18 protein-coding genes are annotated in these 19,212 nt (G+C 60.9%); 14 read left to right on the top strand and 4 right to left on the bottom strand.

Annotated elements, in window-relative coordinates; all coding sequences use genetic code 11:
* Nucleotides 1-6 precede the first annotated feature (6 nt).
* On the bottom strand, nt 7-825 hold the full coding sequence (gene map / locus ACN9MY_RS18440; protein WP_426161931.1) for a type I methionyl aminopeptidase: 819 nt from the start codon (nt 823-825) through the stop codon (nt 7-9).
* A 224-nt stretch (nt 826-1,049) separates the two neighbouring features.
* Here map and ACN9MY_RS18435 point away from each other — a divergent pair, with 224 nt between their 5' ends.
* The gene (locus ACN9MY_RS18435) at nt 1,050-3,467 is read left to right on the top strand and encodes a phosphocholine-specific phospholipase C (protein ID WP_426335914.1); all 2,418 of its coding nucleotides are present in this window, start codon (nt 1,050-1,052) and stop codon (nt 3,465-3,467) included.
* A gap of 118 nt (nt 3,468-3,585) precedes the next feature.
* On the top strand, nt 3,586-5,481 hold the full coding sequence (locus tag ACN9MY_RS18430; RefSeq protein ID WP_426161927.1) for a M6 family metalloprotease domain-containing protein: 1,896 nt from the start codon (nt 3,586-3,588) through the stop codon (nt 5,479-5,481).
* Nucleotides 5,482-5,486: 5 nt separating this feature from the next.
* Here ACN9MY_RS18430 and ACN9MY_RS18425 read toward each other — a convergent pair whose 3' ends face one another.
* From ACN9MY_RS18425 to ACN9MY_RS18415, 3 genes are all read right to left on the bottom strand, one after another.
* Nucleotides 5,487-6,131, bottom strand: coding sequence for a hypothetical protein (locus ACN9MY_RS18425; RefSeq protein ID WP_426318235.1), 645 nt, complete (start codon nt 6,129-6,131; stop codon nt 5,487-5,489).
* A gap of 62 nt (nt 6,132-6,193) precedes the next feature.
* Nucleotides 6,194-6,394, bottom strand: coding sequence for a DUF4287 domain-containing protein (locus ACN9MY_RS18420; RefSeq protein WP_426161925.1), 201 nt, complete (start codon nt 6,392-6,394; stop codon nt 6,194-6,196).
* 10 nt (nt 6,395-6,404) lie between these two features.
* A complete protein-coding gene (locus tag ACN9MY_RS18415) occupies nt 6,405-6,839 on the bottom strand; it encodes an SRPBCC family protein (RefSeq protein WP_426161924.1) in 435 nt (144 codons plus the stop codon).
* A gap of 314 nt (nt 6,840-7,153) precedes the next feature.
* Between ACN9MY_RS18415 and rpsB the strand changes: the two genes are divergently transcribed.
* From rpsB to fabZ, 12 genes are all read left to right on the top strand, one after another.
* Nucleotides 7,154-7,906, top strand: a complete 753-nt coding sequence (rpsB, locus tag ACN9MY_RS18410; protein WP_130312122.1) for a 30S ribosomal protein S2 — start codon at nt 7,154-7,156, stop codon at nt 7,904-7,906.
* A 145-nt stretch (nt 7,907-8,051) separates the two neighbouring features.
* Nucleotides 8,052-8,966 carry a translation elongation factor Ts gene (gene tsf / locus ACN9MY_RS18405; protein ID WP_426161922.1) on the top strand — a complete coding sequence of 305 codons (915 nt, stop codon included), beginning with the start codon at nt 8,052-8,054 and terminating at the stop codon, nt 8,964-8,966.
* 270 nt (nt 8,967-9,236) lie between these two features.
* Nucleotides 9,237-9,953 carry a UMP kinase gene (pyrH, locus tag ACN9MY_RS18400; RefSeq protein WP_130312126.1) on the top strand — a complete coding sequence of 239 codons (717 nt, stop codon included), beginning with the start codon at nt 9,237-9,239 and terminating at the stop codon, nt 9,951-9,953.
* Between the two features lie 33 nt (nt 9,954-9,986).
* Nucleotides 9,987-10,547, top strand: coding sequence for a ribosome recycling factor (gene frr / locus ACN9MY_RS18395; protein ID WP_057262710.1), 561 nt, complete (start codon nt 9,987-9,989; stop codon nt 10,545-10,547).
* Between the two features lie 65 nt (nt 10,548-10,612).
* Entirely contained in the window at nt 10,613-11,365 is a 753-nt protein-coding gene (gene uppS / locus ACN9MY_RS18390; protein WP_426161921.1) for a polyprenyl diphosphate synthase, read from the top strand.
* Nucleotides 11,366-11,376: 11 nt separating this feature from the next.
* On the top strand, nt 11,377-12,213 hold the full coding sequence (locus tag ACN9MY_RS18385; protein ID WP_426318233.1) for a phosphatidate cytidylyltransferase: 837 nt from the start codon (nt 11,377-11,379) through the stop codon (nt 12,211-12,213).
* An 8-nt stretch (nt 12,214-12,221) separates the two neighbouring features.
* Complete coding sequence (gene ispC, locus ACN9MY_RS18380) at nt 12,222-13,394, top strand: 1-deoxy-D-xylulose-5-phosphate reductoisomerase (RefSeq protein ID WP_426335913.1); 1,173 nt, start codon at nt 12,222-12,224, stop codon at nt 13,392-13,394.
* Nucleotides 13,395-13,404: 10 nt separating this feature from the next.
* On the top strand, nt 13,405-14,769 hold the full coding sequence (gene rseP / locus ACN9MY_RS18375) for an RIP metalloprotease RseP (protein ID WP_426335912.1): 1,365 nt from the start codon (nt 13,405-13,407) through the stop codon (nt 14,767-14,769).
* Nucleotides 14,770-14,786: 17 nt separating this feature from the next.
* A complete protein-coding gene (bamA, locus tag ACN9MY_RS18370) occupies nt 14,787-17,120 on the top strand; it encodes an outer membrane protein assembly factor BamA (RefSeq protein WP_426161917.1) in 2,334 nt (777 codons plus the stop codon).
* 44 nt (nt 17,121-17,164) lie between these two features.
* The gene (locus ACN9MY_RS18365) at nt 17,165-17,677 is read left to right on the top strand and encodes an OmpH family outer membrane protein (protein ID WP_426161916.1); all 513 of its coding nucleotides are present in this window, start codon (nt 17,165-17,167) and stop codon (nt 17,675-17,677) included.
* A 19-nt stretch (nt 17,678-17,696) separates the two neighbouring features.
* Complete coding sequence (gene lpxD / locus ACN9MY_RS18360) at nt 17,697-18,752, top strand: UDP-3-O-(3-hydroxymyristoyl)glucosamine N-acyltransferase (RefSeq protein WP_426161915.1); 1,056 nt, start codon at nt 17,697-17,699, stop codon at nt 18,750-18,752.
* On the top strand, nt 18,749-19,210 hold the full coding sequence (gene fabZ, locus ACN9MY_RS18355) for a 3-hydroxyacyl-ACP dehydratase FabZ (protein ID WP_055924214.1): 462 nt from the start codon (nt 18,749-18,751) through the stop codon (nt 19,208-19,210). Before lpxD ends, fabZ begins: the two co-directional genes overlap by 4 nt.
* Nucleotides 19,211-19,212 lie beyond the last annotated feature (2 nt).

Genomic DNA, 19,212 nt, shown 5'->3' with positions numbered 1-19,212 from the left:
GCGTTTTTATGCTGCGGCTTTTTCAGTGATGAAAGCTGGCGGCTGCGGGCTGCCGGCGGACAGGGTCAGCACCTCGTAACCGGTTTCGGTAACGACCAGCGTATGTTCCCATTGTGCGGACAGGCTGCGATCCTTGGTCTTGATGGTCCAGCCATCCGGCATTTCCTTGATCTCGCGGCGGCCGGCATTGATCATCGGCTCGATGGTGAAGACCATCCCTGCTTCCAGCACGGGGCCCGTGCCTGGCTTGCCGTAATGGAGGATCTGCGGTTCTTCGTGGAAGACCTTGCCGATGCCATGGCCGCAGAACTCGCGCACCACGCTGTAGCCGTTTTTCTCGGCATGCACCTGGATCGCGTGGCCGATATCGCCCAGGGTGGCGCCCGGCTTGACCTGCTGAATGCCCAGCCACATGCATTCAAAGGTGACGTCCGACAGGCGCTTGGCCAGGATCGATGGCTTGCCGATGAAGAACATGCGGCTGTTGTCGCCGTGGTAGCCATCCTTGGTGATGACGGTGATGTCCAGGTTGACCACATCGCCATCCTTCAGCACCTTGTCGCCTGGGATGCCGTGGCAGATCACGTCGTTGACGGAAGTGCAGATGGCTTTCGGGTAGGGCGTGTAGCCTGGCGGGCAGTAATTCAGCGGCGCCGGCACGGTGCCCTGCACATTGGTCATGTACTCGTGGCACAGGCGGTCCAGCTCACCGGTGGTGACGCCTGCCTTGACGAAGGGGGTGATGTAGTCGAGCACCTCGGAGCCGAGGCGGCCGGCCTCGCGCATGCCTGCGATGTCCTCGGGAGTTTTGATATTGATAGTCATGGGATCTTGCTGTTCTGTACAGGGTACGCCACTCAGGGGCGTTATCAGCAAGATTATAAACGACAGCCTCAGCGCGCGCCCGGTCGGCCCGCCTATGCCGAATTGCGGGACGCCGGGTTGCGAATCGGTCAAAGGCGTGGCGCACGGGTGACAGGCGACATGAAATGGTCATAAATGCACCTTAGCATCGGCACACCCTACAACCAGACCCATAAGGAAAACCGATGTCCACCAGCCGCCGCAAGTTCCTTGGCATGGCCTCCGCTGGCGCCGCCAGCACCCTGTTCCCCGACCTGATCAGGCAAGCGCTGGCGGTGCCGGCCTACAGCGCCACCGGCACCCTGGCCGACGTGCAGCACGTCGTCATCTTCATGCAGGAAAACCGCTCCTTCGACCATTACTTCGGCACCCTGGCTGGCGTGCGCGGCTTCAACGACCCGCGCGCGATCACGCTGCCGGGCGGGAAAGCGGTCTGGTACCAGCCCAACGGCACTGGCGGCTATGTGCTGCCATTCCATTTCGACGCCAAGAATACCAGTGCACTCTCGCTGGGCACCAACCATAGCTGGAAAGGTTCGCAAACCACATGGCAGGGCTGGGACGCCTGGGTCAAGCAGAAGACCGCCCAGAGCATGGGCTATTTCGACCGCGGCGACCTGCCGTTCTACTATGCGTTGGCCGACGCCTTCACCATCTGCGACGATTACCATTGCTCGATCTTCGGCGCCACCGACCCGAACCGCATGTACTCGCTGACCGGCAGCAACCAGAACTGGCTCGGCGCGATGGGCAGCCTGTACAACATAGATTCGGCTGGCTACTACAACAACGATCCGAAATACGACAACATCACGCCGTCCGTGACGGCCAGCGCGCCGAACTGGCGCACCTATGCCGAAGTGCTGGAGGCGAACAGCGTAAGCTGGAAGGTGTACCAGGAATGGGACAACTACGGCGACAACTACCTGGCCTATTTCCGCAACTTCCGCGTCAATGCCGATGGCACGCGCCTGTCGGAGAGCAGCCCGCTATACCAGAAGGGCCGGGTCATCGCGCCGGGTTCCTATGAAAGCAACGCGCGCGGCACCAAGGGCGACTGGCTGGTGAATTCCTTCGCCGACGACGTGCGCAATAACCGGTTGCCGCAAGTGTCGTGGATCGTCGCTCCCAACGATTACACGGAACATTCGCCGAACTCGCCCAACGCCGGCGAGAACCTCACTGCGCGCTTGCTCGCCGCACTCGTCGCCAACCCCGACGTGTGGTCGAAAACGGTCTTCCTTCTTACCTACGACGAAAACGACGGCTTCTTCGATCACATCCCTTCGCATATGGCCCCATTGAACACCGGCATGGGGCGCAGCACGCTGGCCGATAACGGTCAATACGAAAACTACAACGGCATTCCGGTCGGCCTAGGCCCGCGCGTACCGATGCTGGTCATTTCGCCGTGGAGCAAAGGTGGCCGTGTGTGCTCGCAGTTGTTCGACCATACCTCCAAGCTGCGCTTTCTCGAAGAATGGCTGGTGGCCGGCCTGGGCAAGCAGCGCTCCAGCATCGCTTGCGAAAACATTTCCCCATGGCGCCGCGCGGTGTGCGGCGACCTGACTTCGGCCTTTGATTTCAAGACGCCGAATTCGTCGTGGCCGTCGACGGTGCCGAAATCGACCACCTACCAGCTGGTGTCGGGCAAGCCTTATCCGCAACCGCCGGCAGTGCAGACCTTGCCGGTGCAAGAGGGCGGCAGCCCGCGCTACTCCTGCGCCTTGCCGTACGCCTTTGCCGCTACGGCACGGGTGAATTTGTCGAAGCAGGTGGAGCTGTCGTTCTTCAACCAGGGCTTGGCAGGCGGTGCGTTTATCGTCTATTCCCAGGTCCGTAGCGACGGCCCATGGTATTACACGGTCGAAGCAGGCAAGAAGATCGAACGCGAAGCATGGAACTGGTCTACGCCCAACTATCACCTGAGCGTTGTGGGGCCGGGCGGTTTCCAGCGTGAGTTTGCCGGCGTGCTGGCATTGGCGACTGCGACTGGCGGTGCGCGCCCGGAGGCGTGGCTGAACGCCAACCCGCTCGCCATGTCGGTTGATATCGTCCTCTCCAATGTGGAGGGTTTGCGTGCCGCCACCTTCCGCATTGTCGACAATGCCTATGGGCGCGCCGCCACGAGCCACACTGTGGCTGCCGGCCAGCAGGCCGTCGTGAGCATTCCGGTTGGAGCCAGCTACGGCTGGTACGACCTGGCCGTGACTTGCGACTTCGACGCGCAATACCTGCGCCGTATGGCCGGCCGCGTGGAAAACGGCCAGGCCAGCCGCACCGACCCGGTACTGGGCCGCACGCCAGCCGGTCCCAGGGCCACGTTGTCGGCCAGCGCCGCTTCGGTCCCACGCGGCACTCCAATCAGCTTCAGCTACTCGGTTCCCGCCCCGCAGGTTAACAGCAAGAACTGGATCGGCATTTACCGTAACGGCGTCACGCCAGGCTCGACCGCCTCGCTGTCATGGCAGTACGTCACCAGCGGCGCCGGCACGGCAGCCTTCGCCACGTCCGGCCTGGCCGCCGGCAGCTATGCGGCTTGGCTGCTGTATAACGACGGCTATTCGGCCCTTGCAGGCCCGGTTGCCTTCACGGTGACTTGATGTCGATGGTGCGCGATTGTGCCGATTTCTACACCGCGCACTTATAAATTCATCAAGACTTGCACAATCGTGCGTGATTTACTTTCCTTTCTTTACAACAAGAAACGGAGAGACCGAAATGCGATTGAAAGTAGTTACTGCAGCTGCGATGTTGATGGCCAGCCTGTTTGCGCAGGCTGGTATTCCCTACAAAGACAGCGTTTATGAGTTCAAGCAGCCGGGCGGCGAAAAGCTGCGCGTTCACCTGGATGGTAATGATTACTACGCCGAACAGCGTACCGATGACGGCTCGCTGGTCGTGTACGACGCTGCGAAGAAAGGCTTCTGCTACGCCACCGTGAACGCCGCGGGAGACGAACTGGTGTCGACCGGCGTGCTGGCGACCAACGCCAAGGTGCGCAGCCTGGGCGGAACTGCCGGCAAGAAGCAGGAAGGCCTGAGCCAGGAGGCGCGTGCCCGCAAGGCCAAGGAGAAGTTCGAGAAGATGAACGGCCGCACGCTGGATAGTGCCCGCAAATCGGCAAGCGCCGCCATGAGCGCGCCGCAGGCCCTGGCGGCCCCTGTAACGGGCCAGGTCAAAGGCCTGACCGTGATCATCGACTTCCCGGACGTTCCCGGTACGATCACCCAGGCCCAGGTCAATTCCTTCCTGAACGACATGCCGTACACCGGCTTCGGCAACGCGCAGTCCGTGCGCGGCTACTGGCAATCGGTCTCGGGCGGCAAGCTGGATTACACCAACACCACCACGATCTACTACCGCGCCAAGAAAAACAAGGCCTATTACGCCGACAGCTCGCTCGATTCCGGCGTGCGTTCGCAGGAGCTGATTTCCGAAGCATTGAACTGGCTGGAATACACCCAAGGCTTCAACTTCGCATCGCTGAGCGTTGATGCCAACAAGCGCATTCGCGGCCTGAACTTCTTCTACTCCGGCGGCGCGGACAGCGCCTGGTCCAAGGGCCTGTGGCCGCACATGGGCTGGCTGGGCAAGCAGTTCTGCGCGGACGGCGTCTGCACCGGCTACTACCAGATCACTAATATGGGCAACAGCCTCGCAATCGGCACCTTTTCTCACGAGACCGGACACCTGGTAATGGGCTGGCCGGACCTGTATGACTATGACGGCAGCTCCGAAGGTTCGGCGGCCAGCTATTGCATCATGGGCTTCGGCAGCATTGGCGCGCAAAGCCAGTACCGCCCGGTGCCGCCGAATGGCTTCTTCCGCTACCAGGTGGGCTGGGATACGGTGACCGAGCTGAATCCGGCGCTGAACGCCAATGCGCCGAAAGGCCGCCTGAGTCACACTTCCGGTTCGCACAGCCTGTATCGTTGGACCAATCCGGCCAAGACCGATGAGGCCTTCTACGTGGAAGCGATCTACAAAGCGGACCAGAACCTGTACCAACTGGGTTCCGGCCTGGCCGTGTGGCACATCGACCCGGCGGGCAACAACTCCGACGAGTGGCATCCATACGTGCAGATGGAACATGCCGATGGCCGCCGCGATCCCGAAAACAATGTGAATCGCGGCGACGGCACCGACCTGTATGACGGCGCAATCTACAAGGCCTTCTATGACACGGTGCCGAACAACTACGCCAGCCATGGCACCAACTCGCGCTGGTGGAGCGGCAGCGGTTCCAACTTCGGCCTTGCCAATATCAGCGCGGCCGCCAAGACGATCTCCTTCGATGTCGTGAAGGGCGACGGCACGGGCGGCGGTGAAACCTACACCGGCTACCTGTCCGGCACCAATGCATCCGCCATCCACCCATCGCCATACTTCTACTACAACGGCGGCACGATCAAGGCCAACCTGTCCGGCCCGTCGAACGCCGACTTTGAGTTGAAGCTGGAGAAGTGGAATGGCAGTGCGTGGGTGCAGGTGGCTTCGTCGACCAGCCCGACGTCGACCGAAGCGATCAGCTACAGTGCCGCGGTAGCCTATTACCGGATCACTGTGTACTCGTATAGCGGCTCCGGCAACTACACGCTGAGCGTCACGAAGTAAGGCGCCTAAGGTGAAGGGTCCTGCTGGCCGCCAGCTTTCTGCATGGCGGCCAAGCGGGCATCGATGGCGGTCAGCAGCGCTTCGGTGCGCTGGCGCTGCGCCGCCACGTCCCGCTCGGCCGTCGTAAGATAGCGAGCCGAGTCGAAGGCAGCGTGATAATTCTGGACCAGTGCTACGTAGATCGCCCCCACGCCCAGCACGGTGCTGAGGGAAGCTCCCACGACGAGTTTTTTCAAGCTTGCAATTGAAGCTTCGATTCGATCAAGCCTTGCCTCCGTGGCCCTTTGGCGCTCGTCGGCCCGTGCCTCATAGCCGTCCATCCGTCGTTCAAATGCCTTGGCCCGGATGGCCTCGCGCTCCACAATGGCTGCCTCGCGCTCCCGTGCGGCCGCATCGCGCTCAGCGGCCCGCGCAGCAATCTCGCTCATATGTTGCACGAAGGCTTTTGCGTCGAGGGCTTCGCGCGCCCGGGCAGCCGCCTCGCGTTCGTCAGCCCGCGCAGTGTACGCTTCAATCGTGGAGCGGAATTCCGCGAGCTTTACGTCAGAACGCCCCTCAGCGATCAGGAGGCTGGAATCAACATACTGTTTGGTTGCTGGATCCATGATTTCATCTTCGGCGGGTAGGGGATTGATGTCAACCAGGCTCATGAGGGCACCTCGACGTGTTTCCCCATTGTGGCGACGCTCCCCTCCTGCCGCTTAGATGCGGATCAAGCTTTGCTGTTCTCCGTCTTGAAGTGCGCAACAAGGGCATTGGCATGGCCGTGGCCCATGCCGTGTTCGGCCTTCAGCGCAGCCACCATATCCATGTGCTTCAAGTCTTTCATGCCCTTCAGCAGCTTGAGCCAATGCTCGACCGGCTTGCCGTACTTTGCTTCGATCGAGGGGAAGTAGGAGGAGGGAGATCCCATGGCCGCCTCCTTACTGTTCAACCAGTAAAGCCAGCAAGGCCAGCGACTGCTGCCAGCCGAGATAGCATTGCTCCGCCGGGATTACAGCTGGCACCCCTTCCTGGACGATGTCGACTTCGGTGCCGCAGGAGACGGCGCGCAGATTGATGGTGGTCTGCATCTGGCCCGGCAGGTTCGGATCGTCGAACACCGCGGTGTAGCGGATTTTCTCGCCCGGATGCAGTTCCAGGTATTCGCCGCCGAAGGAGTGGGTGAAGCCAGTGCCCAGGTCGACAAAGGACATGCGGTACTTGCCGCCAACGCGCGCATCCATTTCGTGCACTTCGCCCAGATAACCGTTTGGCGGCAGCCATTTGTTGAAGGCCGAGGCGGTAGTCCAGGCCTTGTAGATGCGATCAGGGGAAGCGCGCAGTACACGGTGCAGTTTGATGGTATTCGTAGCCATTTCAGTAATCTCCATGTTGGGGTGGGTTTGTAAAAGCACGACGCGCCAGCGTGCCCAGGATCGACAAGAAATACAAAAAATTTCGGGAATCTTTGTATTTATTATAAAGTTTGCACTAAAATGCGGCCCGGCGCACTGCGTGGAAGGCTGCAATACGCTTGCATGAGCCCCCTCCAATACGCTAAAATTTATGGTTGCCTGGCCTAGTGTCTTGCAAAGTAGTAAATTTTCTTATTTTATAAACCCGAATCCCCCCAACAAGGGTGCCCGCAAGGGTGACTGGGAGGATTCCAGACCCAACCCTGGAGTAAATAATGTCTGTAACGATGCGTGAAATGCTGGAAGCCGGCGTCCACTTCGGTCACCAAACCCGTTTCTGGAACCCAAAGATGGCTCCGTTCATCTTCGGCCACCGCAACAAGATTCACATCATCAACCTGGAAAAGACCCTGGCCATGTACCAGGACGCGATGAAAACCATCCGTCAAATCTCCGCTTCCCGTGGCACCATCCTGATGGTTGGCACCAAGCGCCAGGCTCGCGACATCATCGCTGCTGAAGCTCAGCGCGCAGGTGTTCCGTTTGTTGACCAGCGTTGGCTGGGCGGCATGCTGACCAACTTCAAGACCATCAAGACCTCGATCAAGCGCCTGAAAGACATGGAAGCTTCGATCGAAGACGGTTCCGTTGAAAAGCTGACCAAGAAAGACGCTCTGCTGTTCCGTCGCGAACTGGAAAAGCTGCAGAAGTCGATCGGCGGTATCAAGGATATGGGCGGTGTTCCTGACGCAATCTTCGTGGTTGACGTTGGCTACCACAAAGGCGCGATCACCGAAGCCGCAAAACTGGGCATCCCAGTGATCGGCGTGGTCGATACCAACCACTCCCCAGAAGGCGTGACCCACGTTATCCCTGGTAACGACGACTCCTCCAAAGCGATCACCCTGTACGCCCGCGGCGTGGCAGACGCGATCCTGGAAGGTCGTGCAAACGCTACCACTGAAGTCCTGGAATCCATCAAGACTGCAGCTGGCGACGAGTTCGTAGAAGTTAACGAGCAGGCTTAATTGCCTGGCTGCCGCAAGGCAGCTTCAGCTTGAGAAAGGGGTGGCCCACCAGCTCCCCCTTTTTTTTAAACAGAATTACCCGGATGAGCAGGCTGCCTTTGGCGCCGCCCCGGACTGAATCCCAAACCGAATACAGGAGAATCACATGGCAGCAATTACTGCAGCAATGGTAGGTGAACTGCGCGCTAAGACCGACGCGCCAATGATGGAATGCAAAAAAGCGCTGACCGAAGCCGGCGGCGACATGGACAAAGCGGAAGAGCTGCTGCGCGTTAAGCTGGGCGGCAAGGCTGCCAAAGCTTCCGCACGCATCACCGCTGAAGGCGTGGTTGCTTCCCACATCGCCGGCAACATCGGCGCCCTGGTTGAAGTGAACTCCGAGACCGACTTCGTTGCCAAGAACGACGACTTCCTGGCCCTGGCTGCCCTGGCTGCCAAGCTGGCCGCTGAAAACAACCCAGCTGACGTTGCTGCCCTGCTGGCCCTGCCAGCTGGCAACGGCCAGACCCTGGAAGAAGTGCGTGCTGCCCTGGTGGGCAAGATCGGCGAAAACATGTCGATCCGTCGCTTCCAGCGTTTCGAAACCACCGGCAAGCTGGCTGCATACCTGCACGGCACCAAGATCGGTGTAATCGTCGAGTTCGACGGCGCCGACGAGCAAGTTGGTAAAGACGTGGCCATGCACATCGCTGCAATGAAGCCAGTGGCTCTGTCCTCCGAGCAAGTTCCTGCCGACCTGATCGCTAAAGAGCGTTCGGTTGCCCAGGCCAAGTCGGACGAAGACGCTGCTGCCGCTGTTGCCGCTGGCAAGCCAGCCCAGCCAGCCGACATCGTTGCCAAGCGCATCGATGGCGCCGTTGCCAAGTACCTGAAAGAAGTGTCGCTGATGAACCAGGCTTTCGTGAAGAACGACAAGCAGTCCGTCGAGCAGATGCTGAAAGCCGCTAACACCACCGTTAAGGCATTCACCATGTACGTGGTTGGCGAAGGCATTGAGAAGAAAGTTGACGATTTCGCGGCGGAAGTCGCAGCCCAGATGGCTGCCTCCAAAGGCGCATAATCAAGAAAACGGGCCGAAAGGCCCGTTTTTTTAAGCCTGCTGCTTGCCAAACCGGTAAACCAGTGTCAGACCCGCAGGGTCTGACACCCGATACGCGGCGGCAGCGGGCAAGTGCCTGACCCTGCGGGTCAGGCACTGGTTTACCGGTTTTAAGGTTGTTAAGCCTCTTTTAAGGCTTTCAATCCTGAATTAAACGGTGGACAATGGCATTTCCGTTATCATTGCCGCCGAAGCCACACCGAACAAAACATTTAAAAGGAGCCCCAGCTCATGTCAAAACCAGCCTTCAAGCGCGTCCTCCTGAAATTGTCCGGCGAAGCCCTGATGGGCGATGACCCGTACGGCATCAACCGCGGCACCATCGAACGCATGGTGGCGGACGTCGCCGAAGTAGCAAAGCTGGGCGTTGAACTGGCGGTCGTCATTGGCGGCGGCAACATTTTCCGTGGCGTGGCGCCTGGCGCCCAGGGCATGGACCGTGCCACCGCCGACTACATGGGCATGCTGGCTACCGTGATGAACGCGCTGGCCCTGGCCGACGCAATGAAGCACGTGGGCGTGACCGCGCGCGTGATGTCGGCTATCGGCATCGAGCAGGTGGTCGAGCCTTATGTGCGCCCGAAAGCGCTGCAGTACCTGGAAGAGGGCAAGGTCGTGATCTTCGCCGCCGGCACCGGCAACCCGTTCTTTACCACCGACACCGCAGCGGCCCTGCGCGGCTCGGAAGTGAGCGCGGAAATCGTGCTGAAGGCCACCAAGGTCGACGGCATCTACACCGCCGACCCGAAGAAAGACCCGAACGCCACCATGTACCACAAGATCAGCTTTGACGAAGCGATCGCCAAGCACCTGCAAGTCATGGATGCCACCGCCTTCGCGCTGTGCCGCGACCAGAAACTGCCGATCAAAGTATTCTCAATTACCAAGCCGGGCGCGTTGATGAACGTGATTATGGGCGAGGAAGAGGGTACACTGGTTCACGTTTAAAATATTTCAAGTAATTGCAACAGGAGAGCAGCAATGTCTATCGCTGACATTAAAAAGAATACTCAGGACCGCATGGTCAAATCGCTGGAAACCCTGAAGGCCGACTTGGCCAAAGTGCGTACCGGCCGCGCCCACGTAGGCATCCTGGACCACGTGATGGTGGACTACTATGGCAACCCGACCCCGCTGAACCAGGTCGCCAACCTGACCCTGGTTGACGCGCGCACCATCGGCGTAGCCCCGTTCGAAAAGAAAATGGGCGCCGTCATTGAAAAGGCGATCCGCGATTCCGACCTGGGCCTGAACCCGGCCTCGCAGGGCGACATGATCCGCGTGCCGACCCCGCCGCTGAACGAAGAGCGCCGCAAGGAAATGGTCAAGCTGTGCAAGGGCGAAGGCGAAGACGCTAAAGTCGCCGTGCGCAACATCCGCCGCGACGCCAACGAAGGCCTGAAGAAGCTGGTGAAGGACAAGGCCATTTCGGAAGACGAAGAGCGCCGCGCAGCTGACGAAGTGCAGAAGCTGACCGACAAGTTCATCGCCGACATCGACAAGACCGTCGCCGAAAAAGAGAAAGAAGTCCTGACCGTCTAAGGTCCCGAAACCGGGGAGGATAGGGGTATTGCCCCTGCCTCCCCGGATTTTTAGTTTACGCACCTATGAAATATTCTAGTTCGACAACCGACGTGCCTGATGCGCCCAAGGTGCCGCGCCACCTGGCGATCATCATGGACGGCAACGGGCGCTGGGCAACCAAGCGTTTCCTGCCGCGCGTGGCGGGCCACGTCAAAGGCGTGGAAGCGGTGCGCACCGTGGTGGAAGCCTGCGCCGAGCGGGGCATCGAGTACCTGACCGTCTTTGCGTTCAGCTCCGAGAACTGGCGCCGGCCGGAAGAGGAAGTTTCGCTGCTGATGAAACTCTTCGTGACGGCCCTGGAGCGTGAGGTGTCGAAGATGCATGCGAACAATATCCGCCTGAAGGTGGTGGGCGACCTGTCGCGCTTCGACCAGAAGCTGCAGGACATGATCGCCAATGCCGAGCGCAAGACCGCCAACAACACCCGCATGACCGTCACCGTGTGCGCCAACTATGGCGGCCGCTGGGATATCATGCAGGCGATCGGCAAGATGGTGGCCGAGCACCCCGGCACGACCGATTTCTCGGAAGAGCAACTGGCACCCTACCTGTCGATGGCATATGCCCCGGAGCCGGACCTGTTCATCCGTACCGGCGGTGAAGAGCGCATCTCCAATTTCCTGCTGTGGCAACTGGCCTATACGGAACTGCACTTCACCGACACCTACTGGCCCGACTTCAATGCCGAACGCCTGGATGAGGCGATTGCCTCCTACCAGGGCCGTGAACGCCGCTTTGGCCGCACTGGCGACCAGGTGGCAAAGAAAAGCAAATAAGAGCTAAAACAATGCTGAAAACCCGCGTGATTACCGCCGTCCTGCTGCTGGCGGTATTGTTGCCTGTCCTGTTCTCCGGCTACCAGCCAGCGGTGAATGTGGTGGTGGCTGTGTTCTTTGCCGCTGCCGTGTGGGAAGCCTTCCGCCTGTTCAAGAACCGCGCCGCGATCGTCGTGGCGGCCGCGTGGGCGGCGGCGTTTGTCTATACCTTCTTCTTCAATGCGGGACTCGAACAGGCCAGGTTCTGGCTGGCCATCGGCGCGGCCATCTGGCTGATCCGCTTTGCGCCGGCCCTCAAACTGGGCTTGCCGCCGGCCGAAGGCATGGGCAATACCATGCTGAGCATGGTGTACGCCGTGACCCTGGTGTCCTGCTTCGTCGCCATCCTGCTGCTGTTCGCGCGCGGCCCTGTCTACCTGCTGTCGGTCATGGCCATTGTGTGGGCGGCCGACATCTTCGCCTATTTCTCCGGCAAGGCTTTCGGCAAGCATAAGCTGGCACCGACCATCTCTCCCGGCAAGTCGTGGGAGGGCGCGGTAGGCGGCCTGGTTGCCGTGCTGCTGCTGGCCGTCGTGACCGTGCTGCTGGCGCCATCCGTACCCCTGCTGCAGGACACTTTCGCAGTGCGCCTGGCGACCCGCATGGGCTGGGGCATCATGCTGGCCGTGCTAGTGTTGATCGTCGCCGCTTCCATTGTGGGCGACCTGTTTGAATCGATGCTCAAGCGCCGCTCCGGCATGAAGGACAGCAGCAACCTGCTGCCTGGCCACGGCGGCGTGCTTGACCGTATCGACGCGCTGGTGCCGGTGCTGCCCATCGCTGCGTTGATCACTCCAAGGCTGTTCTAAGGAATTCCATGCAACGCATTACCATCCTCGGCGCTACTGGCTCGATCGGCGTCTCCACGCTGGACGTGATTGCGCGCCACCCGGACCGTTATTCTGTCTACGCGTTGACCGCCCATAGCCGCGTCGAAGAACTGGCTGCGCAGTGCATCCAGTTCCGCCCGGCCCGCGCCGTGGTCGGCAGCGCCGCTGCCGCCGACCAGTTGGGCGCTCTGCTGCGCTCCGCCGGCTGCCGCACCGAAGTGGAATGGGGCGAGGCCGCGCTGTGCGCCGTGTCCGCCGCCGCCGAAACCGATGCCGTGATGGCTGCCATCGTCGGCGCCGCCGGCCTGGCGCCAACCTTGGCCGCTGCCCGGGCCGGCAAGAAAGTCATGCTGGCCAACAAGGAAGCGCTGGTCATGTCCGGCCAGTTGTTCATGGATGCCGTGGCCGAAAGCGGCGCCGTGCTGCTGCCGATCGATTCCGAGCACAATGCGATCTTCCAGTGCCTGCCGCAAGGCTATGGCCGCGTTCCGGCCGCTGCGGGCGTGACCAAGATCCTGCTCACCGCCTCCGGCGGCCCGTTCTTGAAGCGCGACGTCTCCACGCTGGAAAATGTCACGCCGGACGAGGCTTGCAAGCATCCCAAGTGGGTCATGGGCCGCAAGATTTCGGTCGATTCCGCGACCATGATGAACAAGGGCCTGGAAGTGATCGAGGCCCACTGGCTGTTCGGCGCCCCGGCCGAACAGATCGAGGTCGTGATCCACCCGCAATCGGTGATCCATTCGATGGTGTCCTACAACGACGGCTCCGTACTGGCGGAACTGGGCAACCCGGACATGCGCACGCCGATCGCCCATGCACTGGCTTACCCGGAACGCGTCGCCTCCGGCGTGGCACAGCTTGACCTGACCCAGGTCGGCACCCTGCAATTCGAAAAGCCGGACTTCAACCGTTTCCCTTGCCTGGCACTGGCCTTCGAGGCCTTGCGCGCAGGCGGCACCGCGCCAGCTTTGCTGAATGCAGCCAACGAGGTGGCGGTACAGGCCTTCCTCGACGAGCGCATCGGCTTCCGCCGCATCGACCGCGTGATTCGCCAGGTGATGGACGAATTGCCGCATGGGGCGGCCAGCAGCATTGATGCCGTCATGGCGCAGGATGCGCTGGCACGGGCCGCGGCAGAACGGATCATCGCCGGATAAGCAGCCAGCCATGGACACCTTTCGCACCATTCTCGCCACGATTGTCTGTCTCGGTTCCCTGATCATCATCCACGAGTTGGGGCACTACCTGGTGGCGCGCTGGTGCGGTGTCAAGGTGCTGCGCTTCTCGGTCGGCATGGGCCGCATCGTCTGGATGCGCAAGTTCGGCAAGGACCAGACCGAATGGGCCTTGTCTGCCATCCCCTTGGGCGGCTACGTGAAGATGCTGGATGCCCGCGAAGGCGATGTATCCGGCCTGCCGGCCGAAGACCTGGCCCGTGAATTCACCCGCCAGAGCGTGTGGAAACGCATCGCCATCGTGGCGGCCGGCCCGCTGGCCAACTTCCTGCTTGCTATCGCCCTGTACGCCGGCCTGTACATGTCCGGCGTGCGCGAGCCGACGGCCCGCATTGCGGAACCGGCGAAAGCGACGGCAGCAGCAGCTGCCGGCCTGCACCGGGGCGACCTGGTCAAGTCGGTCAATGGCGATCCGGTGCAGGGCTGGTCCGAGCTGCGCTGGGCCATCATCCAGTCTGCAATCCACAAGGAAGCCCTGAGCCTGGTGCTTGAACGCCCCGGTTACGGCGAAGTTCGTGCTTCGCTGCCGGCCGAAGCGGCTGGCCATGCGAGCCTCGAGGACGACGTGCCGGCGGTGATCGGCCTCGACCTGATGCGCCCGCCGCCAGTCATTGGCCGCATGGAGGAGGGCGGCGCCGCCCGCCGCGCCGGAATGCTGAAGGGCGATGTGATCCAGGCTGTCGACGGCCAGCCGATTGACGATGCGCGCGGCTTCGTGGCCGAAGTCCTGCGCTCGCCGGGCCGAAAGCTGGTCGTCACCGTGCTGCGCGAGGGGCGCAGTCTGGAGCTGGAGCTGACCCCTGACGCGGTAGAAGACAAGCAGGCAAACAGCAAAGGTCTTGTAACAGTCGGTAAGATCAAGGCCGAACTGGTGGGCGCAGTTGATACGATGGTGGTGCATTACGGCCCGCTGGAGGCGGCCGCCAAAGCCGTGCGCCAGGTAAAGGAAATCTGCACGATGACCTTCAAGATCCTGGGCCGCATGATTGTTGGTGAAGTCTCGCTGAAGAATATTACCGGCCCGCTGACCATTGCCGAATATGCCGGTGAAACGGCGAAAATGGGTGCCGAGCCTTTTATTGCCTTCGTCGCCTTTATCAGCGTGAGCCTTGGACTGATGAATTTGCTGCCAATTCCTGTTCTGGATGGGGGGCATTTGCTGTATTATTCGCTGGAAGTTTTGACAGGGCGCCCCGTTTCCGAGCGCTTTGGCGAAATGGCGCAGCGTATTGGACTGGGATTGCTGGTGTCTTTAATGGCGCTGGCTATATTCAATGACCTGGCCCGCCTGCTTTAATTTTTTTCGATTTGCCGATGAAATTACACACTGATCGTATCGCTCCCCAATTCCGCCGTACCCTGGTAGGCGCAGCCGTCCTGGCTTTCTGCTCCGGCAGCGCAATGGCCGCCGAGTCGTTCGTCGTCAAGGACATCCGCGTCGAAGGCATCCAGCGTACCGAAGCCGGCACCGTGTTCAGCTACCTGCCGGTGCGCGTGGGCGAAACCTTCAGTGACGACAAATCCGTAGCCACCATCAAGGCCCTGTACGCGACCGGCATCTTCAAGGATGTGAAACTGGAGCGCGACGGCAATGTGCTGGTGGTGATCGTGGAAGAGCGCCCGGCGATCGCCAAGGTGGACTTCAAAGGCACCCACGAATTCGAGAAGGACATGCTGGTCAAGGCGCTGAAGGATATCGGCGTCGGCGAAGCCAAGACCTTCGACAAGGCATCGGTGGACCGCGCTGAACAGGAATTGAAGCGTCAGTACCTGTCGCGCGGCCTGTACGGCGTGAAAATCACCACCACCGTTACCCCGATGGAGCGTAACCGCGTCAGCATCGACTTCGACGTCGATGAGGGCGACGTGGCGCGCATCAAGCAGATCAATATTGTCGGCAACAAGGCTTTCAGCGACAAGGAGCTGAAAGAGCAGATCGCCCTGAATACCGGCGGCTGGTTCAGCTGGTACACCAAGTCCGACCAGTATTCCAAGACCAAGCTGAATGGCGACATCGAGACCCTGAAGTCCTGGTACCTGGACCACGGCTATATCGAGATGAACGTGGATTCGACCCAGGTCTCGATCACGCCGGACAAGAAGGACATCTACATCACCATCAATATCACCGAGGGTGAAAAGTACACCGTCTCCGACATCAAGTTTGAAGGCGAAATGTTCGGCCGCGAAGACGAACTGCGCCAGCTGGTGCTGCTGCAAAAGGGCAAGCTGTACTCCGGCAAGCTGCTGACCGCCACCAACAAGCTGATTACCGACCGCCTCGGCACCTTCGGTTTCGCCTTCGCCAACGTGAATGCCAACCCTGAGATCGACCAGGCCAAGCGCGAAGTCGCGTTCACCTTCTTCATCGACCCGGGCAAGCGCGCCTATGTGCGCCACATCAATATCTCGGGCAACACCACCACCCGCGACGAAGTGATCCGCCGCGAGTTCCGACAGTTCGAATCGAGCTGGTACGACGCCTCCAAGATCAAGGCTTCGCGCGACCGCGTCGACCGCACCGGCTATTTCAAGGACGTGACCGTCGACACGCCGGAAGCGCAGGGCACCTCCGACCAGGTGGACATCAACCTGTCCGTGGTCGAACGCCCGACCGGCAATTTCCAGATCGGCGGCGCTTTCTCGCAGGCTGAAAAGTTCACCTTCAACGCGGCGATCCAGCAGGCCAACTTCGCCGGCTCGGGCAACACCGTGGGCCTGGAACTGAATACCTCGAAGTACAGCCGCACCATCGCGTTCTCGCACACCAATCCGTACTTCACGCCGGACGGCATCTCGCGCAGCTATGAGCTCTACCTGCGCACCTTCCGCCCGCCTGCAGTCAACACCGGCCTGTACACCATCAAGCAGACCGGCGGCCGCGTGAGCTTCGGCGTGCCGTTCTCCGAGCAGGACACCATCTTCTTCGGTATCGGGCTGGAAAAGTCGAACGTGGAAACCGACGAATCGTCGCCGACCTACTTCAAGCAGTACGTGCGCGACCTGGGCGGCCCGGCCAGCGGCGTCGGCTCGGTCAACGCCTACTCGGTTCCGCTGACCGCGGCGTGGGCGCGCGACAGCCGCGACTCCGCCATGACCCCGACCCTCGGCTACATGCAGCGCATCAACCTGGAACTGGATGCGATCGGCGAATCGAAGTACTGGCGAGCGGTGTACGAAACCCAGTGGTACAAGCCGCTGACCAACAAGATCACCCTGGCGCTGAAGGGCGAGGTCGACTATGGCCGCGGCTTCGGCGGCAAGAACTACCCGGTCTTCAAGAACTTCTACGCCGGCGGCATCGGCTCGGTGCGCGGCTACCAGAGTTCCTCGCTGGGCGCGGTCGACCCGCGCTACGGCGACTCGCTGGGCGGTGCTTCGCGCCTGATCGGCAATGCCGAACTGCAGATGCCGTTCCCAGGCCAGGGCCAGGACCGCTCGCTGCGCTGGTTCGGCTTCCTCGATGGCGGCCAGGTCTACCAGGAACGCCAGAAGATGCGCCTGTCCGAGCTGCGCTTCTCGGCCGGCCTGGGCTTGAGCTGGATTTCCCCGGTGGGGCCGCTGAAGTTGAGTTATGCTTTGCCTCTGAACGACAAACTGGGTGACCGCCTGGAACGCTTCCAGTTCCAGATGGGCACTGGTTTCTGATGCATTTAGTGCACCAAAGCAACTTATTTGGACGGAGAATCGAGTTGAAGACTGCAACCGCTACCCTGGGCAAAATCGCTGCCGTACTGGCGCTGGGCATGATGGCCGCGGCACCGGCGCTGGCGCAGTCCTCCCGGATTGCCTGGCTGAGCGCCGAGCGCATCTACAACGAATCGAAGCTGGCCAAGTCGGCCGACAACAAGCTGCGCGAGGAATTCTCCAGCCGCGAGAAAGCGCTGCAGGAACTGGCCATGCGCTCCAAGGCGGCGGCCGAGAAATGGGAAAAGGAAGGCGCCAGCAAGCCGGAGCCTGAGCGCAGCAAGCTGCAGCGCGAAGCCTACGAGGCGGACCTGAACTTCCAGCGCCGCCAGCGTGAATTCCGCGAAGACCTGAACCAGCGCACCAACGAGGAGCGTGCTGCGATTGCCGAAAAGGCGACGAAGATCATCAAGCAGCTTGCAAATACCGAAGGCTACGACATCGTCCTGCAGGACGCCGTGTGGGCCAGCCCGCGCATCGACATCACCAACAAGGTGCTGGAAGCGTTGGACAAATAACAGATAGATTGGATTACAGATGGGCCTTCGGCTAGGAGAACTGGTCGAGCGCCTGGGCGGCCAACTGGTGGGGGACCCGGAACTTTATGTTGCCGGAATCGCGCCGTTGACCGATGCAGGCGCTTCGCATATCAGCTTCCTCAGTAACAGCAAATTCCGTTCACAAGCAGGGCAAAGCCACGCGGCAGCCCTGATTGTCAGCGCCAATGACGATGCCACCGTGGCAGAAACCTACAAGGGTGCCCGCATCGTCGTCAAGAATCCCTACGTGTACTTTGCTCGCGCCGCGCAGATCTTCGAAGCGCAGACGGCCTATGTGCGCCCGGCCGGCGTGCACCCGACGGCGTATGTCGACCCGGCTGCGAGCGTGGACGCCACTGCCCATATCGGCCCCAAAGTGGTGGTCGAAGCGGGCGCCGTGATCGGCGCTGGCGTGGTGCTTGATGCCGGCTGCACCATCGGCCGCGATGCGCAGGTGGGCGAGGGCACGCATTTCTTTGCCAATGTGACTTTCCATTCGAAGTGCGTGATTGGCAAGCGCGGCATCATCCACTCGGGCGCCGTGATCGGCACCGACGGCTTCGGCTTTGCCAATGACGGCGGGGTCTACGTACGCATCCCGCAAGTGGGCCGCGTAGTGATCGGCGACGATGTCGATATCGGCGCCAACACCACCGTGGACCGCGGCGCACTGGCGGACACCATTATTGAAGACGGCGTGAAGCTGGACAACCAGATCCAGATCGGCCACAACTGCCATATCGGCGCGCACACGGCCATGGCCGGCTGCGTCGGCGTGGCAGGCAGCGCAAAAATCGGCAAGTACTGCACTTTCGGCGGCGCGGCGATGATCCTTGGCCACCTGACGATTGCGGACCATGTCCATATTTCGTCGGGCAGCCTGGTATCGCGCTCGATCACCGAACCAGGCCAATACACGGGTTTCTACCCCTTGGCCAAGAACAGCGACTGGGAGAAGTCGGCTGCGATTGTCCGGAACCTGCCGACCATGCGCGATAAAATGCGCGCGCTGGAAAAAACCATTAAAACTAAAACCGAAGACGAAGAATCATGACGACTACCGAAAACAAGACGATGGACATCTGCGAGATCAAGGCTTACCTGCCGCACCGCTACCCGCTGCTGCTGGTTGATCGCGTCATCTCTTATGAAGAGAACAAGTCCATCACCGCCATCAAGAACGTGACCGTGAACGAAGAGTTCTTCAACGGCCACTTCCCGCACAAGCCGGTCATGCCCGGCGTGCTGATGATCGAAGCGATGGCGCAGACCGCAGCCCTGCTGTCGTTCAAGTCCATGGGCATCAAGCCGGACGAGAATTCGGTGGTGTACTTCGTCGGCATCGACAATGCGCGCTTCAAGCGCCCGGTCGGTCCCGGCGACCAGTTGAAGATGGACGTGGAAATCCTGCGCAATGCGCGCGGCATCTGGAAATACAAGGCGGTCGGCTCGGTCGACGGCCAGGTAGCGCTGGAAGCTGAGCTGATGTGCACCATCCGCTCCGTGGAGTAAGA

The organism is Pseudoduganella sp. R-31 (assembly GCF_049913235.1).
In the GTDB taxonomy this organism is placed as follows: Bacteria; Pseudomonadota; Gammaproteobacteria; order Burkholderiales; family Burkholderiaceae_D; genus Rugamonas.
Note: the sequence above shows the minus strand (reverse complement) of the source record. Positions and strands in the feature narration are given on the sequence as shown.

Bases quoted from the DNA above. Each gene is read 5' to 3' on its own strand.
- map (WP_426161931.1), bottom strand. From the start codon at position 825: ATGACTATCAATATCAAAACTCCCGAGGACATCGCAGGCATGCGCGAG.
- ACN9MY_RS18435 (WP_426335914.1), top strand. From the start codon at position 1,050: ATGTCCACCAGCCGCCGCAAGTTCCTTGGCATGGCCTCCGCTGGCGCC.
- ACN9MY_RS18430 (WP_426161927.1), top strand. From the start codon at position 3,586: ATGCGATTGAAAGTAGTTACTGCAGCTGCGATGTTGATGGCCAGCCTG.
- ACN9MY_RS18425 (WP_426318235.1), bottom strand. From the start codon at position 6,131: ATGAGCCTGGTTGACATCAATCCCCTACCCGCCGAAGATGAAATCATG.
- ACN9MY_RS18420 (WP_426161925.1), bottom strand. From the start codon at position 6,394: ATGGGATCTCCCTCCTCCTACTTCCCCTCGATCGAAGCAAAGTACGGC.
- ACN9MY_RS18415 (WP_426161924.1), bottom strand. From the start codon at position 6,839: ATGGCTACGAATACCATCAAACTGCACCGTGTACTGCGCGCTTCCCCT.
- rpsB (WP_130312122.1), top strand. From the start codon at position 7,154: ATGTCTGTAACGATGCGTGAAATGCTGGAAGCCGGCGTCCACTTCGGT.
- tsf (WP_426161922.1), top strand. From the start codon at position 8,052: ATGGCAGCAATTACTGCAGCAATGGTAGGTGAACTGCGCGCTAAGACC.
- pyrH (WP_130312126.1), top strand. From the start codon at position 9,237: ATGTCAAAACCAGCCTTCAAGCGCGTCCTCCTGAAATTGTCCGGCGAA.
- frr (WP_057262710.1), top strand. From the start codon at position 9,987: ATGTCTATCGCTGACATTAAAAAGAATACTCAGGACCGCATGGTCAAA.
- uppS (WP_426161921.1), top strand. From the start codon at position 10,613: ATGAAATATTCTAGTTCGACAACCGACGTGCCTGATGCGCCCAAGGTG.
- ACN9MY_RS18385 (WP_426318233.1), top strand. From the start codon at position 11,377: ATGCTGAAAACCCGCGTGATTACCGCCGTCCTGCTGCTGGCGGTATTG.
- ispC (WP_426335913.1), top strand. From the start codon at position 12,222: ATGCAACGCATTACCATCCTCGGCGCTACTGGCTCGATCGGCGTCTCC.
- rseP (WP_426335912.1), top strand. From the start codon at position 13,405: ATGGACACCTTTCGCACCATTCTCGCCACGATTGTCTGTCTCGGTTCC.
- bamA (WP_426161917.1), top strand. From the start codon at position 14,787: ATGAAATTACACACTGATCGTATCGCTCCCCAATTCCGCCGTACCCTG.
- lpxD (WP_426161915.1), top strand. From the start codon at position 17,697: ATGGGCCTTCGGCTAGGAGAACTGGTCGAGCGCCTGGGCGGCCAACTG.
- fabZ (WP_055924214.1), top strand. From the start codon at position 18,749: ATGACGACTACCGAAAACAAGACGATGGACATCTGCGAGATCAAGGCT.